18 protein-coding genes and 1 pseudogene are annotated in these 25074 nt (G+C 60.8%); 12 read left to right on the top strand and 7 right to left on the bottom strand.

The features are described from left to right. Positions 1 to 694 precede the first annotated feature (694 nt). The 5 genes from NKI01_RS27795 to NKI01_RS27775 form a co-directional block, all read right to left on the bottom strand. Positions 695 to 1018 carry a hypothetical protein gene (locus NKI01_RS27795; protein WP_352918970.1) on the bottom strand — a complete coding sequence of 108 codons (324 nt, stop codon included), beginning with the start codon at positions 1016 to 1018 and terminating at the stop codon, positions 695 to 697. Between the two features lie 56 nt (positions 1019 to 1074). Beyond that, entirely contained in the window at positions 1075 to 2046 is a 972-nt protein-coding gene (gene galE, locus NKI01_RS27790) for a UDP-glucose 4-epimerase GalE (RefSeq protein WP_352918968.1), read from the bottom strand. Positions 2047 to 2261: 215 nt separating this feature from the next. Beyond that, positions 2262 to 3314: a UDP-glucuronic acid decarboxylase family protein gene (locus tag NKI01_RS27785; protein ID WP_352918966.1), complete on the bottom strand. Its 1053-nt coding sequence runs from the start codon at positions 3312 to 3314 to the stop codon at positions 2262 to 2264. A gap of 57 nt (positions 3315 to 3371) precedes the next feature. Further along, on the bottom strand, positions 3372 to 4331 hold the full coding sequence (locus NKI01_RS27780; RefSeq protein ID WP_352918964.1) for a glycosyltransferase family 2 protein: 960 nt from the start codon (positions 4329 to 4331) through the stop codon (positions 3372 to 3374). Between the two features lie 154 nt (positions 4332 to 4485). After that, on the bottom strand, positions 4486 to 5748 hold the full coding sequence (locus NKI01_RS27775) for a glycoside hydrolase 5 family protein (RefSeq protein WP_352918962.1): 1263 nt from the start codon (positions 5746 to 5748) through the stop codon (positions 4486 to 4488). A gap of 263 nt (positions 5749 to 6011) precedes the next feature. Here NKI01_RS27775 and NKI01_RS27770 point away from each other — a divergent pair, with 263 nt between their 5' ends. The 9 genes from NKI01_RS27770 to NKI01_RS27730 all read left to right on the top strand — a co-directional run bounded on the left by NKI01_RS27770 (position 6012) and on the right by NKI01_RS27730 (position 17811). Continuing rightward, positions 6012 to 7133: a carboxylate--amine ligase gene (locus NKI01_RS27770; RefSeq protein ID WP_352918960.1), complete on the top strand. Its 1122-nt coding sequence runs from the start codon at positions 6012 to 6014 to the stop codon at positions 7131 to 7133. Between the two features lie 19 nt (positions 7134 to 7152). Beyond that, the gene (locus NKI01_RS27765; protein WP_352965359.1) at positions 7153 to 8709 is read left to right on the top strand and encodes a glucosamine inositolphosphorylceramide transferase family protein; all 1557 of its coding nucleotides are present in this window, start codon (positions 7153 to 7155) and stop codon (positions 8707 to 8709) included. Between the two features lie 565 nt (positions 8710 to 9274). Then, positions 9275 to 10531 carry an NAD(P)-binding domain-containing protein gene (locus NKI01_RS27760; RefSeq protein ID WP_352918956.1) on the top strand — a complete coding sequence of 419 codons (1257 nt, stop codon included), beginning with the start codon at positions 9275 to 9277 and terminating at the stop codon, positions 10529 to 10531. After that, on the top strand, positions 10528 to 11334 hold the full coding sequence (locus tag NKI01_RS27755; protein WP_352918954.1) for a glycosyltransferase family 2 protein: 807 nt from the start codon (positions 10528 to 10530) through the stop codon (positions 11332 to 11334). Before NKI01_RS27760 ends, NKI01_RS27755 begins: the two co-directional genes overlap by 4 nt. Then, a complete protein-coding gene (locus NKI01_RS27750) occupies positions 11334 to 12479 on the top strand; it encodes a glycosyltransferase family 4 protein (protein WP_352918952.1) in 1146 nt (381 codons plus the stop codon). The genes NKI01_RS27755 and NKI01_RS27750 overlap by 1 nt, the downstream gene beginning before the upstream one ends. Then, positions 12476 to 14449, top strand: coding sequence for a putative glycosyltransferase family protein (locus tag NKI01_RS27745; protein ID WP_352918951.1), 1974 nt, complete (start codon positions 12476 to 12478; stop codon positions 14447 to 14449). The genes NKI01_RS27750 and NKI01_RS27745 overlap by 4 nt, the downstream gene beginning before the upstream one ends. Beyond that, positions 14436 to 15194, top strand: a complete 759-nt coding sequence (locus tag NKI01_RS27740; RefSeq protein ID WP_352965358.1) for a hypothetical protein — start codon at positions 14436 to 14438, stop codon at positions 15192 to 15194. Before NKI01_RS27745 ends, NKI01_RS27740 begins: the two co-directional genes overlap by 14 nt. A 14-nt stretch (positions 15195 to 15208) precedes the next feature. Beyond that, on the top strand, positions 15209 to 16486 hold the full coding sequence (locus NKI01_RS27735; protein ID WP_352918947.1) for a glycosyltransferase family 4 protein: 1278 nt from the start codon (positions 15209 to 15211) through the stop codon (positions 16484 to 16486). Continuing rightward, positions 16477 to 17811 carry an MATE family efflux transporter gene (locus NKI01_RS27730; RefSeq protein ID WP_352918945.1) on the top strand — a complete coding sequence of 445 codons (1335 nt, stop codon included), beginning with the start codon at positions 16477 to 16479 and terminating at the stop codon, positions 17809 to 17811. Before NKI01_RS27735 ends, NKI01_RS27730 begins: the two co-directional genes overlap by 10 nt. A 257-nt stretch (positions 17812 to 18068) precedes the next feature. On the opposite strand, the gene NKI01_RS27725 is transcribed toward NKI01_RS27730, so the two are convergent. Together NKI01_RS27725 and NKI01_RS27720 are read right to left on the bottom strand one after the other, a co-directional pair. Beyond that, entirely contained in the window at positions 18069 to 19148 is a 1080-nt protein-coding gene (locus NKI01_RS27725) for a glycosyltransferase family 4 protein (protein WP_352965357.1), read from the bottom strand. A 613-nt stretch (positions 19149 to 19761) separates the two neighbouring features. Beyond that, the gene (locus NKI01_RS27720) at positions 19762 to 21681 is read right to left on the bottom strand and encodes a polysaccharide biosynthesis/export family protein (protein ID WP_352965356.1); all 1920 of its coding nucleotides are present in this window, start codon (positions 21679 to 21681) and stop codon (positions 19762 to 19764) included. 802 nt (positions 21682 to 22483) lie between these two features. Here NKI01_RS27720 and NKI01_RS27715 point away from each other — a divergent pair. The 3 genes and pseudogenes from NKI01_RS27715 to NKI01_RS27705 all read left to right on the top strand — a co-directional run. Further along, positions 22484 to 23791, top strand: a complete 1308-nt coding sequence (locus tag NKI01_RS27715) for an aspartyl protease family protein (protein WP_352918939.1) — start codon at positions 22484 to 22486, stop codon at positions 23789 to 23791. Between the two features lie 73 nt (positions 23792 to 23864). Continuing rightward, positions 23865 to 24197, top strand: a pseudogene (locus NKI01_RS27710) (transposase); the annotation flags it as partial. A gap of 576 nt (positions 24198 to 24773) precedes the next feature. Next, positions 24774 to 25074: ankyrin repeat domain-containing protein (locus tag NKI01_RS27705; RefSeq protein WP_352965355.1), on the top strand; the 301-nt coding region annotated here is incomplete at its 3' end.

Here is a 25074-nt window from a genome sequence, read left to right as displayed (position 1 = left end):
CGTTGAAAACAGGGAATTCCACTGCCGCGCATCGCCAGGCGCGCGACATATCGCATGCTCGCAGTTGGGCACCGCGAACGGATTTCAAAGTAGCGGAGCTTTGGAAGTCCTCGCCCAGACTTATTGTCGAGCGAGTTTACCGTTGAACTCGCCATCGCAGGGAGTTTTGTCGACGGGGATACTCATCAGGCCATTCCTCGAACGGTGTCGCTGCCGACGCACGCAAGGTGTTCAACGGTTCGAGCCGCAGCGGAATGAAGTCTAGCGTCGCTATTCCGGCGCATGAGCCGCCTGCCGTTTAGTAAAAACAAAGGTTGATCCTTAGGTTATTGCGTCTTTTTGTTGTCATTTCACCCGCGCGCTAAGTAAAACGCAGGCATTGCCGCTTCCTTGCTTATCCACACGCCGTCTTGTACCCTTATGAATGGATCATTCGTGGACGATGTACGCAAGCCTACTACCGTTTGCGGCGAGAATGAGGCTGGGCGAAAACTTATTAACACCTTCTAATATATTTGGTGCGTCGAACAGCCGCGACGAAACAGCCTTCCGGACGTCCTGCGAAAACCGTGTCCGTCGGCTAGTTGGGGGCCTATGATTCGAGCGGGTCGTTCGCACATGAGGTCGTCGAGGCGGACGGCCGGGTGTCTTCCGAGCTGCGTGGCGGACGAGCCCGTGGAGCTTGAGCCGCCGGTCAAACAAGGCCATCCCGGAGACTTTCCATATCGCAATAGGCCGGCGCCCAGATGAAGGATTCCGTTTCCTTGCAGCTCTCAGCCTTGCCGCCGATCCGTGCTCGGCCGCTGACCGACAATCCGAGCTTGCGGCACCCGAGATCCGGCGCGAAGCCACCGGTGCGCCCCAGCCCGTCGGCGGGTACCGACATGTTCGCCCCGATTGAAGTGCGGATGCGAGTCGCCCCTGCATGCGTGCAGCCCACGACCCTGTGGAACTCGCCGGGAAACCAGGAGGGCGCGGGCGCCTGCCACAACGGCTTGAGCCGGGCCGCCTGTTCCACGTTCGTCCAGCCTAATTGATGCTGCAAATCGATTCGCTGCCATTAAATCAAAGCGCTCACGATTGTCGCGTCATCCATTTCCATGCGTCGCGGATCTGAATTTCCAAGTCAGATCGCTCTGGTTTCCAGCCGAGCAGGGTTCGTGCTCGTTGGAGAGCACCAATCAAAACTGCGGGATCGCCAGGCCGTCTCGGCGCCAGCTCGATTCGGATTGATTTGCCCGTAACGCGCTCAGCCGTGGCCACTACTTCCAGTACCGAGTAACCCCGGTCATTAGCCAAATTGACCGCGCAGGTGGCCCCGCCGTCGATTAGATACCTGAGTGCCTTCACATGAGCATCAGCGATATCAAGCACATGGACGTAGTCGCGGATACAAGTTCCATCCGCCGTGTCGTAATCGTTCCCGAACACCTTGATCGCCGTGGCGTCACGGGCGGCGGCGAGGACGAGCGGGATTAAATGGGTTTCTGGCTCGTGAGCTTCGCCGATTTCTGCTTCGGGGTCAGCACCCCCCGCATTGAAGTAACGCAGCGAGACCGAACGAACATTGTGAGACGCGTCGAGATCCCTGAGCATCTGCTCAACAACAAGCTTCGAGTAGCCGTAAGGATTGATCGGTCGTTGTGGTTGATCCTCCGAAATCGGAAGCCAATCAGGCACGCCATAGGTCGCGCAACTTGACGAGAACACCACCGGCATTTTCTTGAAGCTGATCAAGGTTTCAAGCAGGGAGATGGTTTCGCCGATATTGTTGCGATAATAAAGCAGAGGATTTACGACCGATTCCCCGACGTAAGCATAAGCGGCAAAATGCATCAGAGCTGACGGACGGTGTTTTTCGAGTACCGAACGCACCCGAGCGGGATCACCGACGTCGCCAAATTCGAACGGGCCGAATCTCGCGGCCCAATAGTTGCCACGCGAAAGATTGTCGTAGACAACCGGCTCAAATCCGTGGCGCGCCAATACTTTGCAGGTTTGGCTGCCAATATAACCAGCGCCGCCCGTTACCAGGATCTTCGTCACGGTCTATATCACCTCAAGCTCAACACTGCGCGAAAAGAAGCTCTTCCTTAGCTGTTCGGCGACCATAGCTGGCTATGATTGGGCGAAATGAGAGCGCACAGGTCACCACGGGTTCAGCGGCTCAAAACTTAGAGGTATAGACTGTCGCGAAGCAGCTTCGGGCGCCGGAGATGCGGTCGACAGTCGGAATGGCCGAAGCTCACGATGTGCGAGGGTTATCCAGCTGGGAGGAAGTCGCCAGCAATGGAACGGACCCATCGTTTCCGCTCTTCGAAAGCGATCAGCTGTGGCTCCTCCAGCGAGCGCGATCGGCGTGCCTGGTCGCGGCGAAAAAATGCAACGGTTGGCTTCAGCCCGTCTTTGAGTCCCATGGTCGGTTGCCAGCCCAATTCGGCTTTGGCGAGGGAAACATCGGGTCGGCGTTGTCTTGGATCGTCGCAAGGTAACGGCAGATGGACGAGTTTTGACGACGAGCCGGTTTCAGTGAGCACCAGTTCCGCAAGCTCTCGAATGGTGAATTCTCCATCATTTCCCAAATTGACTGGTCCGGTGAATGAAGCTCGACTGTCCATGAGGCGTACAAGACCATCTATCAAGTCATCAACATAGCAGAATGAACGAGTCTGGTTGCCGTCGCCGTAAAGCGTTATCGGCTCGCCGCTCAGTGCCTGAATGATGAAATTAGAAACAACTCGACCGTCAGCCCGATGCATGCGCGGGCCGTATGTGTTGAAGATGCGCGCAACCTTGATTTCAAGGCCGCACTGTCGGTGATAATCGAAGAATAGCGTCTCAGCGCAGCGCTTTCCCTCATCATAGCAGGACCGAGGACCAATCGGATTCACGTTGCCCCAATAATCCTCGGTTTGAGGATGAACCGCGGGGTCGCCATAGACCTCACTTGTCGAAGCCTGCAGAATTCGACATTTGAGCCGCTTGGCGAGGCCTAACATATTGATCGCGCCTTGCACCGACGTTTTTGTGGTCTGCACCGGATCGTGCTGGTATTGGATGGGCGATGCGGGGCAGGCCAAGTTGTAAATTTCGTCGACTTCGACGTATAAGGAAAACGTGATATCGTGGCGCAGAAATTCAAAGCGCGGGTTTGCGTGTAGATGTTCAATGTTGTGCTTGGTTCCCGTGAAGAGATTGTCCACGCAGAGAACCTCATGACCGTCGGAGAGCAGTCGATCTACCAGGTGGGAGCCCAGAAAGCCGGCTCCCCCAGTGACCAAAACGCGTTTGCGACTCTCATAAATCCGTGGCATGTGAATCTCCTTGCGAATGAATCGGCTGACGCTGCATTGTGCCAGTAGCGGCGCCAGTCACGTCCTGGAGGTAACGCCCTTCTGTTCCGGGGCTATCTTTGGACCCTGCGAGATGGTGGCCCGTGCCCGTGCCTGCGTGTAAGCAATTGAAGTAGTCGCCAATCCGACAAAGATGGCGAGCGCCTGACCGATCTTCCCAGTCGCTGCGTATTCGAGTACGGAGCGCGCCAGAGTAAGAACGTAATGCCGCTCGGAATCCAGCCCATCCTTAGTCCCCGCTAAGCCTGCGAGTACCGCTTTGGAGGTCCCCTCCATGCGGCACCGATGGAGGAAATACTTCCAGGTCGTGCGTTCCGCTGTAACCACATGGCGAACGGTGGCCTGGGGTTTGTATATCCATACGCCTCCAAATGTTTTTGCGGCGCGGATACAAAATTCGGTGTCGTCGCATGTATTGGCTGAGCCTCTACCGCCGCCGATGCGTCCCATTTGACCGGCAAACCCGCCGCAGCCATGCAGCACGTCGGCGCGCACTGACATGTTCGCGCCTATCACATTACGCACTTCGCCACCGTCTTGTGCCCGCATTCCGCGATAGGTGCAGCCGATGATCCAGTCGAATTCAGGCGGGAACCACGAGGGCCGAGGTTTGCGCCATAGAGGCTCAATGCGCCCGCCGACGCCAAGCACGCGCGGATCGGCGTAGGGCACCAGCAACTCATCCAGCCAACGCTCATCGGCCATCGCATCGTCGTCGAGAAATGCCACGACCGGTGCGGTTGCCAATCCGGCACCCGTGACGCGACCGCCGCACAGTCCACGCACGTTGTTGTTAGGTGTGACGACGACACCCTCGATCTCACGCCGCGCTCGCTGCAAGAGAGCCTCATTGTTGTCGACGACGAGAATGATCTCGCGGGCGGGCCTGGTCTGGTTGCGCACCGACGCGATGGCCGCGTTCAAATCGTCCCAGCGATCGAGCGTGTAAGCACAGATGACAACCGACGCATCGATCATGGCTGCTGGTTCTTTTCGCGGGTCTGTTGCGTTGCGGCTATTACGACGATATCGCGTCTGGCGGCGCGCGGTCGGGTACGGACGGACCCCACCGCACCGCTCAACTCGTCCCAGCGGTCGAGTGTGTGCGCACAGATCACGACGGAGACGTCGCTCATGGGACTTCCCGGATGCTTCCTGAGGCCCGGTTGGCTTCTCGGGTCTGCGCCGCCCGGGCCGTCGCGGCTTTGAGGATGTTCCAAATCGCGCTTCCGTCGTTGCGAATATCGAACTGGTCGTATTCATCGACGGGATAGCGTCCGCTGTCCTGCCGCGAGGCCAGCCGCCACACGATCCAGCCAGCGCACTTGGGATCGCGGCTAAGCGTATCGAGCCATTTTTCGTAAGCATCGGCGAAGTCCCGATTGGAGCGGGCATAGCCGAATTCCTCCAAAAGGACCGGCTTATTGGCGCGGGCCGCCAGTTGGCAGAACTCGGTGATCAGGTCGTTAAATTCCTGGACCGTAAGGTTGTAGTAGAGCGGGTAGCCGTGCCAGGTTCCGAAATCGAGAGTTGGGATCATCAAGTCGGACAGTTTCTCGGAAACGTTGGCGTGCCCTGAGCTGACAAGGTGATTGCCATCGAGTGACTTCACGTAGGCCGACATTTCGGCAGTCCAGGCCAGCCGCAAAGCCTCTGGGCGCGCATTGCCTTCGTTCATCAGCTCCCAGGCCATGATGGTCGGGTCGTCCCGGTAAGCAAGTCCGGTGAGTGGGTTGACGCGCTGCACGACGTGGCGGACCCAAGTCCTGTAGTCCCGCTTCATACGTGGGTCATTGAAGAAAAACGTGGACTCGTCGCGGCTCCCATACCAGGCCCGCATCTGCTGGACCCCGCCCGTATAGGCCCAGAAATCCAGGAAGGCTATGATGAGCCTGAGGTGTCGCTTGCCGGCTTCGGCGATGAGGAAATCAATCTTCTGCATGCCGTTCGCGCCGTCATTGATCGCCATCCTGTTCTCACGAGCGTCCCAGGAGAGCAGGTACATTCCTCTCACAGCGAGATCGCTGGCATCGGCCTCAAGCCGCCAGTTCCAGATCGTAGCAGTGCTTCCGTCGAGTGACCCGATCACTGGCTGGAGAAAGATGCGAACCGCATTGGCTCCCATGGCGACCGCGTCATCAAAAAGGCGGATGACCTCGTCCTTCGACCCGAAAGTCACAGAGAAGCTGTTCACGCCGGTCAAAAAGAATGGCCTGCCGTCGACTGTAAACTCCGTGCCGGAAGTCTTGATGAAGGACGCTGGCGCTAAGTTGTCTGCGGCGCTCACGGCTGTCGGAACACACAACAGTGCCAAGACCAGCACACGCCATCCGGCATTGCGTAGCCCGTATTTCGCCCGCAGCCCGTATTTCGCCCGTTGCCAGCCGACTGTCATCCCGCCATGTGGCTCTCACCGGGCGCCGAGTGCAATGGCGCCAAGGGATTACCCCCTCTGGCCTCGCACAGCGCGGCGTCAGTTGTGCATAGTGGTGTTTGGCCGATTACGGTCCCTCGGGTATGAAACCCATGCTGTCAGACACCGCTCCCAACCAAGAGTTCGGCTCTTCGCATTGGCGAGTCCCTGCAGTAGTAGTAGGTGGGGAGCTGAACGGGCTCGGCGTGTGCCGCAGCCTTGCACTGGGCGGGATGCCCGTTTGGGTGGTCGACCGCAAGCGATCGAACCCAGCGCTGTGGTCGCGCTACGCCCACCCGATCCTGGCAGACTCCCTGCATGGCCCTAGCTTCGTGGACTTCCTCCGCGATCTTCGGAGGCGGATCGGTGAGCGGCCCTTCCTGGTCATCACGGATGAGCTGGCACTTCTTACGATCTCGGAATACCGCAAAGAGCTGGAGGGGCTTTACCACTTCCGCCTCCCAACTCACGATACCGTTAGTATGCTGCACGACAAAGCCAGGTTCCATGAGAGCGCCGGGGAGCATGGTTGGCCAGTGCCAAACGGCGTGGTCGTGCGGGACCTCGCGGGGGTTCGCGAGATCACGTCGCTCCGCTTGCCGATGATCCTGAAACCCGCCGACAAGCGCCACTTCCACGAGGGGCATGCTCCCCGCCTGATAAGCGCGGAGAGCTACGCTGATGCCTTCTCGGCCGCGGAGAGGCTGCTGGCTCAGACCGGCGAGGTCCTGGTGCAGGAGACCGTAGAGGGACCGGACGACAGCATCTATTTCTGCCTGTTCTACCGGGGACGCAACGGCGAGACGCTCGGCATGTTCACCGGGCAAAAACTCGCCAGCACCCCGCCGGGCACCGGGAGCACGGCGTTCTGTAAGGCCGCAGTAAACGAGCAGTTGGAACGCACCACTAAAGACCTTCTCGATCAGGTTAACTACTTCGGATTTGGCGGCATCGAGTACAAGCAGGACATCAGGAGCGGACGCTTTCTGATAATAGAGCCGACGGTCGGGCGCACTGACTGGCAGGAGGAGCTGGCGACGCTCGTCGGCGTCAATATCCCGCTGATAGCCTATCGGCACGAACTCGACCTGCAGCCATTGCCGGCCGGCCCGGGTGACGGTCGCGTGGTCTGGCAGGGTTCATGGATCGAGCGGATCCGCTTTGGCGCGAAGCCGATCCCGCCTCATTCTGTCGTGATCGATGGCTTCTGGCGCCGGGAGGATCCGCTGCCGGCCCTGGTGTATTACCCTTGCGATGTGGCGCGCGCTGCAGCTCTTTATCTGCCTCCCTGGCTCGCGGGCTCGCGGCGGACAGCTGGCAAGGCGCGTCGCTCGAGCTGGTTCTCGTCAAAGCTGTCGTCGTCTTGAATTCGCCGTGAGAACAACAATGCGCATTTGCTTGAGTCTCGATCCGTCGCGGCCGCTGCGCTGGCATCTGTGGCTGGCAGAGGCGCTTGCTGAAGTGCCCGGCAACGACGTCTCCTGCCTTTTCGCGACCGGCTGCCACCCGCTGCCGTTGATCTTCCGTCTGCTCCTCGAACTCGAAAGACTAGTCTATGGCTTAGGTGTCCACGGCGCCACCGACCCCGTCGAGGCGGCGCTGCGGTCCCTGCCGTCGCCTCCGGCCGACCACGTGGACGTGGTGATCGATTTGAGCGGAGAGGAGCCCCTCCTGTCGGGGCGGCGCGTACTGACGCCGCTCTTCAACGGCGTACCCGGCGAGATCGGAGTCATGGCGGCCTTGGCGAATGATCAGGATCTTCTCGTCGACCTGCACGACACCGCGCGCCCGTCGCGGCCGTGGATGGCGCGTCCGGCCAGTGTAGACCGTGAAGTGTTCGCGGCGAGCCTCGACAGCGTCCTCTCCTGCGCTGTGGTGCTGATCCTAAAAGCCTTGCGCGAGGAAACCGGTTCAGCTGCGTCCGATGTCCCCGGCCCACGCACGGCCGTGCCTTCGCTCGGCGCGCTTTCGGCCCTTGCAAGAGCGACACACACAGTGACATCGAAGGCAATCAGATTCTTGGACATCCTGGCGAGAGGCGGCAGGAGGTGGGGGATTGGCTGGCGCTTCGACGAATCGGCGAGCCTGCTCGACAAAGGCGACGCAGCATTCCGGGTGCTTACCGGGGAGACCGACAGCTACCTTGCCGATCCGTTCCCCTTCCGGCACCAGGGGCAGGATTTCATCTTTGTCGAAAAGCACCTCTACTCGAAGAACCGGGGGTGCATTGCAGTCGTGGCAGCGGACCGGGACGGGACCGTCGGCGCACCCCAGATCGTCTTGGAGGAACCGCATCACCTCTCATACCCGTTCGTGTTCGAGCAGGACGGGCAGATCTGGATGATCCCCGAATCGGGGGCGGCCAGGAATGTCAGCCTCTACAGGGCAGTGGAATTCCCTTACCGGTGGACGCGGGAGGCCTGCCTCATCGAGGGGATCGAGGGCTACGATACCACGCCGCTCTGCCATGAGGGCGGCTTCTGGTTTTTCGTCAGCCCAAGGCTGTGGAGGTCCACGTCCTGGGATGTCCTCAGCCTCTACCATGCCGAGAGCCTGACTGGGTCCTGGACGCCCCACGCCGCAAACCCCGTCCTGCTCGATGCCACGCTAAGCCGCCCCGCAGGCGCCGTCATCCGACACGGTGGACGGACGCTACGCCCGGTCCAAGATTGCGCGCGCGGCTATGGCGGCGCGGTGACGTTCTGCCGGATCGATGCGCTCGGCGAGTCGGAATTTGCCCAGACACCGGTCGGTCGCATTCGGTCCGGAGCGTTCGGGTGCCACACCTACAACCGGCGGTCCGGCCTGGAGGTGATCGACTTGTTCGGTCATATCGGGGGTCTGCGAGAGGTCACGACCTCGTATCGGTTGCTTGTATCCGATACGCCGGTCTCGGGACCGCACGGGCAGCCCCTCTCTTGGCCGGTCCCGCGTCCAGGTTAGCTACCTGCAGCCAGTGGTCGAGCGCAACGTACACCGCCTGCGAAGGGCCGGGTGCGCTCGACCCTTCTCGGCGTCAGAATAAGCTCGGAAAATCAGGACCGAGTGAAGGAGCGACCCCACCTGCGTAAGTCGCCGTTCGAACCACCGGTGCGCTCTGGCAAGCTATGGGCGACGTCTGCAACCTCTTCTCGCCAACCGAATACACGAAAGCAGGGTACCGACTGACTCAAACGTCCGATGCTCTATGCCGACCGCGGGTCGATGAATGTCCTCGCTGGCGTTGAAGGTGGCCCCAGAGGTCCAAAACGGGTTTGGCAACGCTGCCGACACAGCTGCTGAAGATGATCGGTGCCGCCGCCGTACTATCCCCGAAAATGCTACGGGCTGGAAATAACCTGAAGGGATACTCCTAAAGAGCTAATCACATATTGTCTTTCCCTAACCATCTATTGTTCTTTCATTTCAGAACTGCATCAGTAATTCTAAAGTTACTAGAGCTAAAGAGGCCGTCTAGGTCCAAATCTTATTTCATATAAGCTTGATTTAAGGTCCGGGGAGTCTGCACATGGCTAGATCAAACACATCCGTGGATGTGGCGGTCATTGGAGCTGGCCCCTACGGCTTGTCGCTGGCCGCGCATTTACGTGCGCGAAATATCGAGCACCGGATTTTCGGGGAGCTCATGGGGTCATGGAAGCACAACATGCCGCCTGGTATGTTGCTCAAGTCCTATCCCTGGGCGTCGAGCCTGTCGGATCCGCGGTCTGAATTCGCACTGAAGACGTTCTGCGCCCAACGCGCCCTGACCTATCATGACGAGCTGCTTCCGCTGTCGCTCAGCCGGTTTATCGAGTACGGCGAAGCCTTCCAGAGGCGTTACGTCCCCATAGTTGAGCGCAAGACATTGATGGCGCTGGAACCCGGCGCTGGCTGCTTTCACGCCACTTTCGATGACGGCGAGATAGTCGATGCGCGCCGCGTGGTAGTGGCGGTCGGCCTCCATCCGTTCAAACGCCTGCCGCACCAGGCCGTGCATCTGCCCGCCGATCTATGCTCGCACAGTGGCGAGTACGGCTCTCTGCAGCAGCTGGACGGCAAGGAAATCATCGTGGTCGGATCCGGATCATCGGCGTCCGATCTGGCGGCGCTGCTCTACGAACGCGGGGTGTCGGTTTCGCTCGTTGTGCGCCGGCCGCAGCTGGATTTTGCCGGCTACCCGCGCCCCCGAGCCCTGTTCGAGCGCATTACCGCCCCGATGAACGGCATCGGCCACGGCTGGACCTTGGCGACCTGCGCCAAATATCCGCGATTGATCCGGCTTCTGCCGAAGGATCTGCGGGTCCGACTCGCCAACATCAGGGCGCTGGGCCCCCTTGGCGGAGCTTTCATGAAGGACCGGGTTATCGGGAAAGTGCCTGTGTGGCTCGGTCGCACCCTTCAGAGCATCGAGACTCGCGACGGCAAGGTGCTACTCGCTTTGACGGACGCCAGTCGCGCGCGCCATTCGATGCGCGCCGACCACGTCATCTTCGCGACCGGGTACAAGATTGATGTGGGCCGGCTAGGTTTCCTGGGTTCAACGCTGTTGCGCCAGATCCGCTTGGTTGAGGGCGCGCCGCAGCTATCGGCCCATTACGAGACCTCGGTGCCTGGCCTGCATTTCATCGGTCCCGCCGCCGCGAACAGCTTCGGCCCGGTGTGTCGATTCGTATACGGGACCTATCACCCGGCGCATCATCTCGCCCGACACTTAGCGGCAGTTCTTGCGCGCTTCCAGCCCGCTCCCCGGGTGCCATCGCTCGACCTGACGGCGCTGTCATGAATGCCCCTGTCTCCAGCATTCTCGCCCGGGTCGGTGCCCTATCGCCGCCTGACCCAATCAATGTCGCGCTGCGGCGATCGCTGACGCTACCCCGAGTCAGCTTCATCATCCCGACGCTCAATGAAGCCGACAACCTTCCTTGGCTTCTGCCGCGCATCCCCAACTGGGCGCATGAGATCATCATCGTGGATGGTCGCTCGACCGACGAGACGGTCGCGGTCGCGCGCCGCTTGCGTGAGGAGGTGAAGATTGTCATGGAGCCCCGCCGGGGCAAGGGTGCTGCACTGCAAGCGGGATTCCTGGCCGCCACAGGCGAAATCATCGTCATGCTGGACGCCGACGGCTCCATGGTGCCGGAGGAGGCGATCGTCTTTGTCAGTGCGCTGATGGCCGGCGCGGATCTCGTCAAGGGTTCACGCTTTATCCAGGGCGCCGGCACCGAGGACATGTCGCTGTTCCGGATGTTCGGCAACAAGGGGCTGACCCTGTTCGTGCGGCTGCTCTATGGCGGTTGGTTCTCCGATCTATGCTACGGATACATAGCCTTCTGGACGAAGCACGTCGCCACGTTGGACTGCGATTGCGATGGGTTCGAGATCGAGACCCTCATCAACGTGCGGGCCTTGAAGAACCACCTCAATATCGTCGAGGTCGCAAGTTTCGAGGCTCCGCGCATCAGCGGTGTGAGCCATCTGCGCGCCGTCCCGGACGGCTGGCGCGTCCTGAAAACTATCCTGCGCGAGAGGGTCCACCAACACCGCAGGCGGAGCGCGAAAGCCTGTGTCGTCGGTGGACAGACCTGATGCGAATTCTGATGGTTGCCGCTCGCTGCTACCCTCTCATAGGTGGCATCGAAACTCACATCCAGGAAGTCGGTCCCCGCTTGGTGGCGTGTGGCCACGCCGTCGACGTGCTCACTACCGATCCCTCGGGGGAGTTGCCGGTTGAGGAGGAGGTGCGCGGCATGCGCGTGCGGCGCGTGCCGGCCTGGCCGAGGGCGCTGGACCTCTATTATGCGCCCGGCATTTATAGCGCGATCCGGCGCGGGGCTTGGGATCTGATCCATTTCCAAGGTTACAACACCTTCGTGGCGCCGATCGGGCTGCTCGCGGCCATCCGCGGAAACCTGCCGTTCATTCTGACCTTCCACAGCGGCGGGCATTCCTCCCGGCTGCGCAAGGCCGTGCGCGGCACCCAGCAAGCGCTGCTCCGGCCGCTGGTGGCCCGGGCCGCGCGGCTGATTGGCGTCTCCGAATTCGAAGCAAGCTTCTTCAGCAGGAGGATGGGCGTGCCGCGGGAACGGTTTGTCGTCATCCCGAACGGCGCCGCGATGCCGGCCGCGAGCCCCGGTACCAAGGTCGATCCGCACTTGATCGTCTCGGGCGGCAGGCTCGAGCGCTATAAGGGCCATCACCGGGCGATTACGGCGTTGCCCGAACTGATCCGCCGGGTGCCAGACGCGCGACTGCACGTCGTCGGAACAGGCCCGTATGAGGGAGAATTGCGGCGCCTCGTAGCGACACTCGGCCTCGAGAGGCGGGTCACTATCGCGAGCATCCCCGGATCGGACCGGCAGAACATGGCTGACCTCCTGGCGAGCGCCGCGCTTTTCGTGCTGTTCAGCGAATACGAAGCCCATCCGATCGCCGTGATGGAAGCCCTGTCGCTGCGCCGTCCGGTCCTTGTCAGCGACACGTCCGGGCTGCGGGAGTTGGCAGCCAAGGGCCTGTGCCGAGCTGTCCCGCGCAACGCCGGTCCGAAAGAACTGGCCGCCGCCATGGCCGAGGAGCTGAGGGCCCATCGGGAAGTGCCGGATTTCGCGCTATCGGACTGGGAGGCCTGCGCTCAAGCGCTGAGCGATGTTTATTGTGGGGTCCTGAGCAGCCGATCCACGGTCCGATTGCCCCCCGGCGGCGTGATGTCGTGGCCTCCTGCGACGGAGGCATGACGCCGATGATGCCCGCTCATTTCACGACAGCAGCCGGGATCAACCCGCTCCGGGCCGGAATCCAATTTGTCTCGCTGGTTATCGGCCCGGACCTTCGCGGGGGCAGCGCCGATGCCCCGCCGCGACTGGCGAACTCCGGATGGATTGCGGCTCTGTGCCTGACGGTCGCTACCGCTCTGCTCCTGGTCGTGGCCGGGCACGGGGCCGGGCGCCGCGGCGATACGGTAGCGCCGCTATTGTTCTGGTCTGGTGTCGTTTTGCTTATCGTGCCGACCAGCCTTCGCATTGCGTGGCCGATGGTCGCCCGGGGTGAGCGCCTCTTCCTCCTGTTCCTGCTTGCCGAGGCCATGTTCTATTACAAGGTCGTCTATTCCCCGACGAGCTTCATCCATCACGACGAGTTCTTGCACTGGGTCGCGGCCGACGATCTCTTGACGGCACGCCGGCTATTTCTGTCCAGCCCGCTTCTGCCGGTCGGGCGAGCCTATCCGGCCCTGGAAATCCTGACGACGGCGATCGTCAATCTGACGGGATTGCCATTGTTTGTGGCGGGGACTCTATTATTGGCCGTCCTCAGGGGCACGTTCATCGGTGCCCTGTTTCTGTTCTTCGAAAGCATCACCGGATCGCCGCGCATCTCGGCCATCGCCTGTCTGACCTATATGGGCTGCTCAACCTTCGTCCAGTTCGAGTCGATGTTCTCCTACGAGAGCCTCGGCATCGTGCTGTGTGTGCTGATCTTCGCAGTCGAAGCAGCGTCCAAGGATCTTGTCGGGCGACCGAGGCTGAAGGCGCTCGGGTTGATTGCCTTGCTGTTGGCGAGCCTCGCGGTCACGCACCACCTCTCGGCCGCCTTCACCGCCATCTATTTCATTGCGCTCGCGGCCCTCGAGGCTTGGCGCCGGCACGGCCCCTTGCGGATTGGGGCCAGGACCGCCGTGAGCCTCACGGCGCTCCTTGCCCTAGCCCTGCCGCTCCTTTGGATACAGGCCCGTGGCAACCCTCTCACAAGCTATCTCGCCCCGGTGGCCGAAACCGGCTTCAAGACGTTGCTCGGAAAGATCCTGGGCGCGCCCACTCCATCGTCGGAGCACCTCGGAGGGCCTACCCAGCCACTCGGCATGCGGCTGACCACCTTAACCGCGATCCTGCTGTTGGCACTCGGGCTGGCGACGGGTTTCTTTCGGTCGCTGGCCATGGCAGCGCCGCGCGACGCGCAAGCGGGCTGGCGTCCGATCCAGGACATTCTCAACCGGCGCTGGCGCGACAGCCGCATCATGCTCCTTACCTTGCTGGCCTTCGCGTTCCCAGTCTCGGTGGCCTTCCGGCTGACCGTCGCTTGGGAAATCGGAAACCGCATGGGAACGTTCGTGTTCCTCGCCGTCGGGCTGGTCGTGGCGGTGAGCATCGTCCACTTCTGGCAGGGCCACGTGCCACGCGGGTGGCGGCTTATCGCACCGGCCCTTGCCCTGGCGGTCATCGTGCTCGGCGGGGTCACGGCCGCGTCGCTCGCACCGATACGTGGACCCTACAGGGTGGCGGCCGACCCGCAATCCGTCGAGACCATGGCGATCGAAACGGCACGCTGGACCAGGCAATGGCTCGGTGCCGGCAATCGCTTCACCGCCGACCGCACCAATCAAATGCTGCTCGCGGGCTACGGGCGCCAGGACGTCAGGATCAAAATCGTCGGAGGCGTGTTTTCCGCGCGCGTGTTCGAGGACGAAAAATTGGGGCCTGACGAATTTTGGGCCCTGGTGAGAAGCGACGTCGATTTCCTGTTGGTGGACCTGCGCCTGTCCACGGCCTCCCCAATGCTCGGCTTCTACTTCGAGCCGTGGGAAGCGCGGAGAAGGCCGCTGTCGCCGGCGGCACTACTCAAGTTCAACAACATCGATGGCGTCACCCGCATTTATGACAACGGCTGGATCATCATCTACGACGTGAGGGGATTGCATGGGAAATCCTAGCAAGCGGGATCTTCTGGCCGCCTGCCTATGGGCGGGAGTTACCGTTGCCGTCGTTGCGCTCAGCGACGACATGCTCCTTCGCATCATCCTGGGCTTGCCCATGGTGCTCCTCGTCTCGGGCCACACGGTGCTGCGAGCCATTGGAATAAGAACCACCTCCGTGTCGGAACACCTCGCCTACGCGGTCGGAGCAAGCCTTGCCGCCGGTATTGCCGGGGGCTTTGCGCTGAACGCCGCAGGCTTCCTGACGCCGCTCGGCTGGGCGGTCTGGTTCTGGGCCGTCACGGCCGGCGCGGCGCTGGTGGCCGCCGGCCGCCGCGACGCGTCCGATCTGCCAAGCTGGCCGTCTCCGGTGCGGGTTCGGTTCTGGCAGGGAGCTGTGATCGCGCTGGCGGCGCTGGTGGCGACCGGAGCTTATGCGCTGGCCGTCCGCGACGAAGCGACCTACCGGGAATTCAAGTACACCGAGCTCTGGATGGTGCCACCGGCCAGCGGCGAGCCGGGCAGTCTTACCGTCGGCGTCCGCAGCGCCGAGACCCAGACGCTGCGGTTCGACCTGGAAATCACTCTCGACGGACGGCTGTTCGCCGTCTTCCGCTCGCTCACCATCGCGCCGAGCGATACCTGGACGCGCCGGATCCCGGTGCCCGTCCTGGCCACCCCGCAGAAAGCCGAGGCCCGGCTCTATCGGCCGGAAGATAATCGACTCTATCGGAGCGTTTCGACGCTGGTGCCACGCATCTAAGACGAGGTTCGACCATGCGCATCCTGCTGCTGTCGCAATTCTATCCGCCAGTGATCGGGGGAGAGGAGCGGCACGTCCGCAATCTCGGCGCAGCGCTGGCGCAGCGCGGCCATTGTGTGAGCGTCGGGACCTTGATGCATCCTGGATCGCCCGACACCGAACTGGACGGCGCGGTCCGGGTGCATCGCCTGCGCGGCGCGCTCCAGCGCCTGTCAGGCCTCCACACCGATTCCGAGCGCCGCCACGCGCCGCCTTTCCCGGATCCCGAACTGGTGTTGGGCCTTAAACGGCTGGTCGCAAAGGAGAGGCCGGACATCGTCCACGCCCACAACTGGATCTACGCCTCCTACCTGCCACTCAAAGCCCTCAGTGGCGCCCGCCTCGTGGTTACACTCCACGACTACGGCCTTATCTGCGCCAAGAAGAACTTCATGCACCTGGGTACCTATCTCTGCAGTGGCCCGGCATTGGCGAAATGCCTGCCCTGCGCCGCCGGACACTACGGCGCGGTGAAGGCAACCGCGACCACGTTTGGCAACTGGGCGTCGGGCTTCGCCGCCCGGCGGATGGTGGACCGCTTCATCGCGGTCAGCCACGCAGTGGCGCGTCATAGCGGACTCTCGCGAGGAGGCGCTCCCTACGAGGTCATCCCCAATTTCGTGCCCGACGATGTCGGGGTGCTTGGCCCAGAAGATCCCTGCCTGCGCGAGTTGCCCGCCGACGGATTCATCCTGTTTGTCGGTGACATGATGCGCCTGAAGGGCATCGACGTTCTCCTGAAGGCCTATGCTGGTCTCGAGCGGGCGCCTCCGCTGGTCCTGATCGGGCGCAGGGTCGCCGATACGCCAACCGAGTTTCCGCCGAACGTCCGGGTTTTTAGTACATGGCCGCATTCCGCCATCATGCATGCATGGCGCCGCTCGCTGTTCGGCGTGCTGCCATCGGTCGGGCCGGAAGCCTGCGCGACCGTCATCATGGAAGCGATGGCGTCCGGCAAGACCGTCGTCGCAACCGACGTCGGCGGCATGCCGGATCTCGTCGATCACGGCGAAACCGGGCTTCTGGTGCCGCCGGGTGATGCGCCAGCCTTGGCCGATGCGATGCAAACGCTTCTGGAAGACCGCGCTTGGCTGGCCAGGCTGGAGGCGACAAGCCTAGCCCAGGTGGGGCGCCTCAAGGCCGCAGCGGTCGTGACCCGGATCGAGCAGGTCTACCGGGATGTGCTGCGCCCGGCCGCCAAGGGAGCCGCGGTGCCGGCGCACCAGGGTTCGGGAGGGCCATCATGCCGGTAGACCTCGCCCGGACCGCCATCATGCGCGTGCGCCGAGTGCTTCAGAAGAGCGCCACCCTCATTACAAATTCCGGCGCTCTGGCGATCGGCACGATAGCATCGGCCGGTCTTGGGTTTGTCTATTGGTGGCTCGCCGCCCGGACATTTCCGCCGGCGGTGATCGGCAACGCCGCCGCCCTCCTGTCCGTGATGGGCCTCATCGGTCTCTTAGGCGAGGCCGGGCTCGGGACCTTGCTGATCGGCGAAATCGTCCGGCATCCGGGCAAGGAGCGCGGTCTAGTGGCCGCAGCAGTATCCATCGGGGCGATGCTGACGGTCGGCCTGGGCCTGTTGTTTATCTTCGGGGGGGCTAACCTCGTGAACTCGCCCGGGCCGATCAATGGTTGGTTCGAGGGCGTTGCGTTCGTCCTCGGCTGCGGCCTGACCAGTCTCAGCGTGTTGGGCGATCAGGCGTTCGTCGGTGCCCTGCTTAGCAGCGGCAGGATGACCCGGCAGGTGCTGTTCTCGACGTTCAAGCTGATGCTGATCGCCGCCGCCGCGGCCGTCGGCTACGCCTCCACTACCGCGATTCTTCTGACCTGGGTCGCCGCGATCCTGGCGTCCTGGATCGGCGTCGATCTCTTGACCCGCGGCGGTGCGCGTCGCCTCGTTGGCGTCCCCGATTTCCAGCTGCTGCACAAGCACCGACGCAGGGCGTTGGGTCACTACGCGCTGGATGTTGCCTCGCAAGCCCCAACCTTCATCATGCCGTACCTTGTGCTGGTTCTCTTGTCACCGGCCACCACTGCCGCCTTCATGGCGTTGTGGATGCTGGTCTCGATTGCCTCGTTGATTCCTGCTGCCCTGGCCACCGTCCTGTTCCCTGTGGTCAGAGCAAGCTCGGAACAATCCGGGCACGACTTCGTTTTTTCTCTGACGGCGTCACTGCTCTTCTCGCTGGTTTGTGCCGTCTTCATCTTCGCCTATTCGCAGCAGATGCTTGCGATCTTCAATCCGGCCTATCCGGAGATCGCCGGGCCGAGCCTGCGCTTTCTCGGATTCAGCCTGGTGGGATCAACGCTCAAATTCCATGCCAACACACTGGCGCGGCTGCGCGACAGCATGCTCAAGGCATCTCCCTGGTTCGCGCTTGGCGGATTGCTGGAGCTTGGATGCCCGGTCGTAGGGGCGAAGCTTGGAGGGCTCGAGGGCTTGGTCCTGGGCTGGACGCTCGCCGTCAGCATCGAGGGTGCGTGCGTGGCCCTCGTTTGGACGATCGCGACGAAATCGGGTTCTCGCGCAGGCCCTTTGAACAAAGGCGGGGGCCCGTCGCCGCTCCAAATTTGAGGAGACCCCGCTCATCGCGCAAGGTTGTCGACTGCAGGAAGGCGCGTGCCGATCCCGGCCAAATCTAATCTAGTGCGATCCGCGTGTCGGAAATCGTCGTTGCCTTCGTTGCGCGCATCACCTTACTGCAACACAGGCGCGCCGGCTTCGAGGCGAGCCGGACCGAAATCACAGTTAGCGCTGGTTCGTCGAGGCGCAGTTCGGCTGGCTCATCCGTGCCAGAATCCAACTGCCGAGCGCAAGAAAAGGCAACAAGATTATGCCAAGTAGTAATCGTTAACCAGCGTCTCTACTAATTTTTCACCCTGGAACATTTCCATATAATGCCTATAGCCTGCCTCTCCCATCCTCTTCCAAGCCTCTGGTTGCTTGAGCATGTCCCGGATTGCTTTGGTTAAGCTGTCTACATCATCCGGTGTACATACGACGCCAGCTTCGCCAGCTTCTCCGTCAGACATAAGTCCTACTCGAGTCGTCACGATGGGCAACTTCAATGCCATCGCCTCCATTACTGCTATCGGACCCCCTTCCGATCGAGAGGACTGAACATAGACATCGGCTGCAGTTAAAACCTTCCAGCCTTCGTCCCGAATTCCCGCCCAATGAACATGGTAGGCTATTCCTAAATCCCTTGCCAAAGCCGGCAATTTCGATGTCTCAGAATCTACACCGATTATGATCAAGTGTACATCGGGGCAATCTCCGTGTACCTTCTGAAAAGATTTTAGCAAGATATCTAAGCCTTTGACTGGAGAATCGAAGGCGATACACGCAAGAACTTTCTCCTGGCCAGAAATTCGAAATTCACCCCTGAATTTGTCTCTTAGTTGCGCTGAGTTTACTGGAGTTAAAAACGCGCCGTGAGACAATGTCGACAAATTACTGCTTGTAATGCCAGAATAGCTCATTATATTTCGTATTTCATTCGAAACACATATAACACTATCGTATAGGCTTAGCACGTATTTTCTCATTATGGGGCTTGATACGCAATGCTCAGTATCAATTAACCTCTTAACTCTGAGAAATCTAGCAATAATTGCAATTTCGAATAGAAGAGCTGAATTCGCAAAATTTACATGAATAATGTCTGGCTTCGAATTGAAAATAAGTTTAAAAATCTTTAGAGGATTCCATTTCAATGGTACCGTGACAATGTCAACGCCCAGATCCTTTAGATCGTATAAATAGGCGCTGCTTTTAGGCCGGTCCTGATATTGCACAACAGTCTTGTAACCCAATTGGCGGCAGTGGCGGGCCGTCTCAAGAAAAAAATGTTCTCCTCCTCCGTATTTGGTGCTTTGCGAACAGGTTATATACAGAACGGTCTTTTCCATAGTGTTCCTCAATATCTTGAAACAGATTTGGCGCGCTGCTTATCTGCCGCGGCTTGATGATCGCGAAGACCAAGGTTTGGTATATCTGCAGCACGCTTCTGAGGAGTCCGAGCACCGGAATTTAGCGGGAAGACGGCATTTGCACTCACCGCAATCCGCAGGAATTTGGCGGTAGAAGGGCCGAGCGTTCCTTGCCCGGCCGTTATCGGACAAGCGTGCGTTGAAGGCATCCGAGCGCTTTGATCAGCATTCATCAGCTAAGCCGCCAGACCTTTCTCGATCTGAGATGAGCAATAAGTTCTCAGGCGTCCGCGAGGTCGCGATACAATTTCAGAATCTTTGACCAATGCCGCTTGATGGGGCCCCATTGTCCCGTTCGAATTCATCTGACCGCGCTCGTGCCAATGCTCCGAATCCGTCTACGTAAGCGGACATGCTTTGAGACCTAAGCTGCGGAGGAAGTGGTGGTTTCAAGCTTTTCACTCGTCCTCCCGATGGGAGCGCGCAGCGCGCCCTAGTCCTCCTCATCCCTGGTTGGGTCCCAACGGGGTTATCCATGCAGATGAAACCCATCCAGCAATCTCCTTGCCGGGCATCAATTCGGACCCACCCTCTACTCCCTCACCACGCGGGAGAGCTCGACATCGTTGGGGTTGGATGCGGCCGGCAAGCTCTCGCTGGTCGGCGACGAGGTCGGGACCGGCGAACCGGCCGGCTTGCTTGGTCCGTTTTCGCCCACGATGATGTTGACGAGGTCACCTGGCTGCAACAGGGTCATCCCGACGGACTCAATGCTGACCGGCCCGGATGCCGATTGCCGCACGATTTGATAGGTTGCGCTGCTCGCGTCCTTGGCAAATTGGACGCGGGTCACCGGCAATGTGTACAGGACGCCTTCGCTGACGTTAAACTCGCGCACATTGGCAGCGATCTGGCTCTCCGTGGTCTCGATCTCGACCTCCAGATCGTTCCTGAGGTCGGCCCGGGTCCGCAACACCTCAGACTCCAGCGAAGCGAGGCGCTGGTTCGCGCTCGCGTATTGGTTGAGGGCGTCCTGCCGACGTTGTTCCGCGTCGGACAACTCACTCTGGATCTGATCCATCACCGCCATGCTGAGCACTTTGCGATCCACGAGCGTGCGCATGCTGTTGACGCGCTCCTGGCGCAGCTTGACGAGTTTGTCGAGCGATTCCGTGCGCCCATAAGCGACAACATCCTGCTTGGCCGCCTCCAGCGCCCGCAGGTTCGCGCGCTCACGATCCTTGTGCGCCGTGGCGACGGCCTTGCGCCGGTCGCTCTGCTCGTTGACGAGGTTAGCCGCTTCGGTCGTGCCGGCCAGTTCAAGCAACTGGCGCGGGATAGTGGGTGCTGTACCGTCGCGCTCGGCCTTCAGCACCGCCGCGCGCGCGAGCAATTTCAACAAGGCATCGATCGCCCCGCTCCGCTTCTGGGTCTCACGCACGGCTTCGATCTTCTGCCACGGCTCGCTTTCGGCCCGTTCGAGTCCGCCGGCCAGCGCGATCGCGTGGAGGATCGTCATGCCGGGCGCGTACTTGAACGAGCCTGGATTCTTGACCGGCCCCAGCACATAAATGGGCGGGCGCTCCAGCGCCAGGATGTTGACCAGCCCCTTGCGGCCCAGCAGTTGATCGAAGGTTTCCACCAGGTCAGCCTCTACCTGTTGCGTTGACCGGTTGGCGACCGGAATGGAGCCAAGCAAGGGCAGGGAAATCGTGCCGTCCTCTTGGACAATATATTCCCCGCTCAGTTCCGGACGTTGCAGGATGCCGTGCAAGGCCGAGGACGCGCCGCCCCACTTGTCTTCCTCGACGTCGACGCGCTCGTAGAATGCGACCTTGAGGCGGTCGCCGATGCCGAACAGGGTTCCGGTTGACGCGTCGGGCGCCTTGCTGAGGTTCTTGAGGCGCTCGGCACTGGCGGGGACGGCAGAGACGATGCTCCGCTCGACCAACGCCACGGCCGACGCATCCGGTCCCGTGCTGCGGTTTTTGGGGGGCTCGGCACTAGTGGCGACCGCAGGGACGGCGCTCCGCTCGACCGACGCCACGGCGGACGCATTCGGTCCCGACGCGATCGTGCGGGAGAGTTCGGCCGAGGCTTGAACCGGTTGTTCTTGCCAGCTATCGATGGCAGCAGACACATTCTGCATCACGGTTCCGGAGACATCCTCGACCTTCTGCATCACGGTTCCGGAGACATCCTCGACCTTCTGCACCACGGTTCCGGAGACATCCTCGACCTCCTGCACCACGGTTCCGGAGACATCCTCGACCTCCTGCATCACGGCTGCGGAGGCAGCCTCGACCTCCTGCATCACGGCTGCGGAGGCAGCCTCGACCTTCTGCATCACGGCTCCGGAGACATCCTCCAGCTTCTGCATCACGGGTCCGGAGACATCCTTGACCTGTGCCGCGGCTCTGGACGCAACCTCTAGTGCCCCTAAGTTTTTGACCGCGGCCCCTCCCAGGGCGGCGATCCCGGAAAGCCCGAAGACAAGCAGGACGGCCTTCAATCCCCTATGGTGGGCCGCCTGTGACGAGGGAGTGACGGGCTCGGAATTGAATTCTCTATCCACGGCCATAGCGTGTGGCTTTCTCTTTCTATAGTGGCCATCCCGTCCGACCCGTCCGATCTGGTCGAGCAAGGGTCGACGAGCAAGGCTCTGCCGTATCGTGATCCTTCACCGCCGGCGGCACAACTATCCCTTTGTGGGCACTCCTTTCGGATAAAGCACAATCTGGGGCGAACTCGGCCAACCAGATTGCTGCGCTCCAGGAGAGCTTCCTCGATGGTAACGGGACAAACGCGATCGAACGCAACGGAGAGCCGGAAACGTGGTTTACCGACGCAGCGTCTCGAATCGCCTGCGGCTCAGACATGCATTCGCAGGATGGCTGGGCCGTTTCCCACTATGTTGTCCAGGCCCAGAAGAACGACGCGACGAAGCCGTCAGTCTTGGCAATCCTATCGGGTAATCATAGCGGAACTGGCCGCGTCACTTTCTTTCGTCGGCTCTCACGTCCGGCTCGAATTCCGGCACCTGCCAAAGCACGATCCTAGGCCGTGAACTCATAAACACGTTGCGCGATGGTTGACGAGAGTCTGCTTGGGCTGACCTCCGGAAGTCGGTCTTGGTCGGGCCACTTCCAGAAAGCGCCAAGGGCGGCAATGTATAAAGGGACAGGTGTCTCAATTCCGTTGGTTGTAGAGGAACGGCATATCAGCAGTGAAGTAGTTCCGCCGCGGCCGCTTGGCTGATATGCTTCGCTCATCGCACCGCCCCTCGCTCGCCTCCCTCGCCGGAGTCTGAAACAATGAAATCAGCCAGAATTTGCCTCGCACTCCTAGTGATGCTCGCGCCTTGCGCACTCTCGGGACAGGCGAGAGCGGAGGAGAAGCCATCGCCGGTCGATTCCGCCGACCAGTTCTTCAAGGCGGGGGAGTTTGCTGAGGCCGGCGAACGATACGCCAAAATCACCGCCGACCACCCCGATGACTATTCGGCAACGCTCCAGTTGGGTCGGATCGCGCTGCTTTCCAACCGGCTTGATGATGCCGAGCATTGGCTGAAAAAGGCCATCGACCTCAGGCCCGGCGAGGCCGACACCAAGGTCATGCTCGCCGAGGCCTATTATCGCCGCGACGATTTCGAAAAGGCGGCGGCTGCGCTGAATGGCGTCGACGTGGGTACTAACCAGTTGATCGTCGATCAGTATCCGACACTCAATGTTGCGAAGTTGCAGAGTTTCAAGGGCCAGACACCCTATGAGGTGCAGGGCGACGGGCAAATCATGCGTCTCAAGTTCCTGAGGACAGATCCGCTGCCGTTGGTCAGTATCCGCGTAAACGGGGGCGACGAGGTCACTTTTTTCATCGACACCGGGGGCTCAGAGGTTGCACTCGACACGGACTTCGCCAAGGAGCTTGGCGTCCAACTATTCGGAACGGTGCAAGGCACTTTTTCCGGCGGCCAGACCACCGAGGTTCAGCAAGGGCGGATCGAATCGCTCACGATCGGCGACTGGACGGTGAAGAACCTGCCCGTCGCGGTGCTACCCCTCCGCCAGCTCTCCGAAGGCCTTCAAGCCAAGCGGATCGACGGTATCATCGGCACCACGCTCTTCTACCATTTCCTTGCGACCCTCGATTTTCCGAACGGCGAGCTCGTCCTCCGCCGGAAAAACGCGGCAAACCTCAAGGAATTCATGGCTGCTTCGGGCAAGAGCGTCGCGGTCCCTTTCTGGATTGCAAGCGACCATTTCATGGTGGGCCGGGGGCGCGTGGAGACGCTTCCATCTACGCTTCTCTTCGTCGACACAGGGCTGGCTGGCGCGGGAGTCAAGCTGGCGGCGTCTGTGATCAAGGAAGCCGGGATAAAGCTTGAGGAAGACAAAGCTACTTCAGGGGCGGGCGCTGGCGGGACGCTGAAGACCGTGCCCTACGTCGTGCATCGCCTCTCCTTCGGAGAGGTGCAGGAAGAGAACGTCCCGGGCCTCTACGATGGGCCATTCCCCTGGGAGAACCTTTTTGGCTTCCACCTCGCGGGCATGGTCGGCCACGATTTCTTCATGCCTTATGCAGTAACCTTCGACTTTGAAAATATGAAGATCCTGTTGCAGTAGGGGCTTCGATCCGATGGCTTGAGGGGTGTCCTGTATGGGTCATTTGCGAAGTAGCTGGGCGGCGCGGCCATCGCACGACAACCGCCTCTGTTCGGTCCTGCTTGGTGAATTGCAACCGCGGACGACGTTGCTGGCGGATCGCGGATATGACGCCGACTGGATCAGAGAATTCGCCATCAAGAAAGGCGCATGGGCAAACATTCCTCCGAAGCGGAACCGTCGAGGGCCGATCTGCTTCAACCCTTACCTTTACCGAGCGCGGAACTTGGTCGAGCGGTTCCTTAACAAGATAAAGCAGTGCCGACGTGTCGCAACCCGCTACGACAAGCTCGCCGCCAACTATCTTGCCTTCGTCAAGCTGGCGTCTATCCGTCTATGGCTGCGCGATTATGAGTCCACGCCCTAGGGTTGGGGTTAGCTCTGTTTCGACTGGCCCGAACAGCTTCTTTATCTCACGACGATTGACTTCGGTGCAGATCAACTCCCGAACGGCTTCTGCAAGGGACTGGTGTCCGGCTTTGTCGCGCTTTGTCATGTCGGCCGAGGTTCCCCGCCTGTCGCGCAACTCGCAGAGCAGGGAATGGTTGCATTAGGGATCAGGAATGTTTGGGAACTGGCTCGGGTAACTGGCACATTCGGCCCTAATCAGACGAGCGTAGCACCAACCCCTCCTCCTTGGCAGCCGCCAAGAATGCCTTGCGGCACTCCTCCGTGTCGCCCGGTCCTCGACGGCTTCGATGCACACTTGCACAGCCTTCCTCCACTTCGGCCGAAGCAATATGCGCTCACCCGAATGGGACCCTACGGGCCGTTGCCAGACGGCCAGCAAGGACATGGCCAGTCTTCCTGAAACTTTCATTCCTCAAGGGCTGCCACCATTCATTTGAGCCATCGACGGGCGTGGTCACGAGCAGGGATTTGAGGTAGACTTTGCCGTCTTGAAATCGTGCCGGGTCCTCGGGCTTGCCTTGGGAGATGCGAAATGCGCGGCTTCTTGCTTTTCATTCCGCTACTGCTTGTACACATCCCGATTGTATCTCACGCCGCCGCCATTCACGACGCCGCGAAAGAGGGTGATGTCGCGGCGATTACGGCAGCGCTCGACGCAGGTGCCGGCGTTGATGAGAGCGATGGGCAAGCGACACCACTCTATCTTGCAGTCAGGGGCGGGCATTTTGCGGCGGCAAAAATGCTCATTGAACGCGGTGCCGACGTCAACGCCGCCCCAACACCGGCTTTGGGTCCTGCCCTCATGCCGGCTTTGGCAAAACGCAGGATCGATT

This window comes from Mesorhizobium sp. M0815 (genome assembly GCF_040319995.1).
Taxonomy (GTDB): domain Bacteria; phylum Pseudomonadota; class Alphaproteobacteria; order Rhizobiales; family Rhizobiaceae; genus Mesorhizobium.
Note: the sequence above shows the minus strand (reverse complement) of the source record. Positions and strands in the feature narration are given on the sequence as shown.